This window comes from Streptomyces bugieae (assembly GCF_036352915.1).
GTDB lineage: Bacteria > Actinomycetota > Actinomycetes > Streptomycetales > Streptomycetaceae > Streptomyces > Streptomyces endophytica.
The window spans coordinates 1-2,785 of the sequence record NZ_JAZBJP010000075.1 but is presented as its reverse complement, the minus strand read 5'-3'; the positions used below and the strand labels follow the sequence as shown (position 1 = coordinate 2,785).

Below are 2,785 nucleotides of genomic sequence, written 5' to 3'. Positions count from 1 at the left end.
CCCCGCGCCCCGGCCCTGCCCGACCTCCCCCCCCGCACTTCTGCCTATGTCACGCGCCGGCCACCAGTCAGACGCAGGCCGTGCCGCGGTCCACCCAGCGGAACGCGCCGCCGCCGGCCAACCCGCGGTGCGAGGATGACGGACGACAGCACGCACACGGGTGGCGGCGGTCGGCGGACCACGGGGGCGGACCACAGGCACGGCCAATCCCCAGCCACCCGGCCACAGCACGCATGCACGCACCAGTACAAGCAGCACCGGAACCCAGTACAAGCAGCACCGGCACAGCGCAGCGGAAAGGCGAACCGGCACCATGACCCAGAAGGTCGCAGTCCTCGGCACCGGAAAGATCGGCGAAGCCCTCCTCAGCGGGATGATCCGCGGCGGCTGGGCGCCCTCCGACCTGCTGGTCACCGCCCGCCGCCAGGAGCGCGCCGCCCAGCTGCACGACCGTTACGGCGTCGAAGCGGTCAGCAACGCCGAGGCGGCCAAGTCCGCCGACACCCTGATCCTCACCGTGAAGCCCCAGGACATGGGCACTCTGCTCCGCGAGCTGGCCCCGCACGTGCCCGCCGACCGCCTGGTCATCAGCGGCGCAGCCGGCATCCCCACCTCGTTCTTCGAGGAGCGCCTGGCCACCGGCACCCCGGTCGTCCGGGTCATGACGAACACCCCGGCCCTCGTCGACGAGGCGATGTCCGTCATCTCCGCCGGCACCCACGCCACCGCCGCCCACCTCACCCTCGCCGAGGAGATCTTCTCCACCGTCGGCAAGACCCTCCGCGTCCCCGAGAGCCAGCAGGACGCCGCGACCGCCCTCTCCGGTTCGGGCCCCGCGTACTTCTACTTCCTCGTCGAGGCCATGACAGACGCCGGCATCCTGCTCGGCCTGCCCCGCGACAAGGCACACGACCTCATCGTCCAGGCCGCGATCGGCGCCGCCGTGATGCTCCGAGACAGCGGCGAACACCCGGTCACACTCCGCGAGAACGTCACCTCGCCGGCCGGCACCACCATCAACGCCATCCGCGAACTGGAGAACCACGGCGTCCGCGCCGCCCTCATCGCCGCCCTCGAAGCCGCCCGCGACCGCAGCCGCGAACTGGCCACCGGCAACGGCTGACCCGTCACCCCGGCAACCAGCGGCCCCGGCAACGGGGCCCGCCCCCACGGGCGGGCCCCCGAAATGCCTACGCCTTACGTTTCACGCCCCACGCCCCACGCTCCTAAACCCCCACCCCCATAGCCCGATAAGCCGCGTCCACCCGTGGCTTCGCCAAGCCGCGGGCCCGGTCGGCTCCGGCGCGCAGGACTTCGTCGACGTACGCCGGGTCGGCCGCCAATTCCGCATGGCGTTCGCGCAGCGGTCGCAGGGTTTCCACCACCGCGTCCGCCACGTCCTTCTTCAGGGCCCCGTATGACGCGTAGCCCTCGGCCAGCCGCTCCGGATCCCCGTCCGTACAGGCGGCCAGCACATCCAGCAGGTTCGCGATGCCCGGCCGCGCCTCCCGCTCGTAGACGACGTCATCGCCGCCGTCGGTCACCGCCCGCATCACCTTCTTCCGCACCACCTCCGGTTCGTCCAGCAGAAAGACGGTCCCTGCCGTCCGGGCGTGCGACTTGCCCATCTTCGACGTCGGTTCCTGCAGATCCATCACCCGCGCGGCCACCCGTGGGGGCATCGCCTTCGGTACGACGAAGGTCGCCCCGTACCGCTGGTTGAACCGCACCGCGAGGTCCCGGGTCAGCTGTACGTGCTGGGTCTGGTCGTCCCCGACCGGCACCTCGTCCGTTCCGTACGCGAGGATGTCCGCCGCCATCAACGTCGGATACGTCAGCAGCGACAGCCGCACGCTCCCGCCGCGCGCCTGCTCACGAGCCGCCTTCTCCTTGTACTGGATCATGCGCCGCATTTCCCCGTCGGTGGCGGTGCACTCCATCAGGTACGCCAGTCGCAGATGCTCATCCACCTGGCTCTGCACGAAGACCGTGCACCGCTCCGGATCCAGCCCCGCCGCCAGCAGCAGCGACGCGGCCTGCCGGCTCAGCCGCCGGACCCGCGCCGGATCGTGCTCCACGGTCAGCGCATGCAGATCGACCACGCAGAACAGCGCGTCCGCCCGGTGCTGGTCCTCCGCCGCCCACCGCCGCACCGCCCCGAGGTAGTTCCCCAGCGTCAGATGCCCCGTCGGCTGCACTCCGCTGAACACCCGCACGCGTCCGCCGCGCCCTCGCACCAGGTCGCCTCCGGCCGCGCCGGCCTGCTCCCGCACCAGTTCACCCATCCGTCATCTCTCCCGATTCCCGCACTCCCGGAGCTCCCGGGGTGCTCATCGAGACCGCCGAACTCGCCGGCCGGCTACGAGAAGCAGAAACGCGAACGGCCGCCGAGGCGGCGGCCGTGGTCATGCATGCGCTGTGGTCGGCCGCCGTCAGGCGGGCCACCACTGCTGTACGAGCGCATGCGCAGTCATGCCGCCCAAAGTACCGGGCAAATCCGCGCCCGGCACAGGTTTGAAGCACCTCACCCGCTCGTGTAGTGTTCTCCGAGTTGCCACGGAGCCGACGGCCCCAGGCGACCATCCCGCCGCCTCGCGGCACACCACTACTGCACGGTCCCTCACCGGGAACAATTTCGGCATGCCGAAATTCGGACCACGGCGCGATTATGCGTCGACGAGGAATTCCGCTAACGTAGTGGACACGCCGAAAGGCGCGGCAAAACCCCCTCCGACGGGGAATCGGAAACGAATTCGGACCGGTCAACGGAACGAACAAGATCTGA

General features: G+C 70.5%; 2 protein-coding genes. One reads left to right on the top strand and one right to left on the bottom strand.

Translation table 11 applies throughout. From position 1 onward, the window contains the following. Nucleotides 1-313 precede the first annotated feature (313 nt). Complete coding sequence (gene proC / locus V2J85_RS40200; RefSeq protein WP_261956338.1) at nucleotides 314-1,123, top strand: pyrroline-5-carboxylate reductase; 810 nt, start codon at nucleotides 314-316, stop codon at nucleotides 1,121-1,123. Between the two features lie 103 nt (nucleotides 1,124-1,226). On the opposite strand, the gene trpS is transcribed toward proC, so the two are convergent. Continuing rightward, nucleotides 1,227-2,285, bottom strand: coding sequence for a tryptophan--tRNA ligase (gene trpS / locus V2J85_RS40195; RefSeq protein ID WP_330824341.1), 1,059 nt, complete (start codon nucleotides 2,283-2,285; stop codon nucleotides 1,227-1,229). Nucleotides 2,286-2,785 lie beyond the last annotated feature (500 nt).

What these genes read in the sequence shown, in the direction of transcription:
- trpS (WP_330824341.1), bottom strand. Translation starts at nt 2,285, where the DNA reads ATGGGTGAACTGGTGCGGGAGCAGGCCGGCGCGGCCGGAGGCGACCTG.
- proC (WP_261956338.1), top strand. Translation starts at nt 314, where the DNA reads ATGACCCAGAAGGTCGCAGTCCTCGGCACCGGAAAGATCGGCGAAGCC.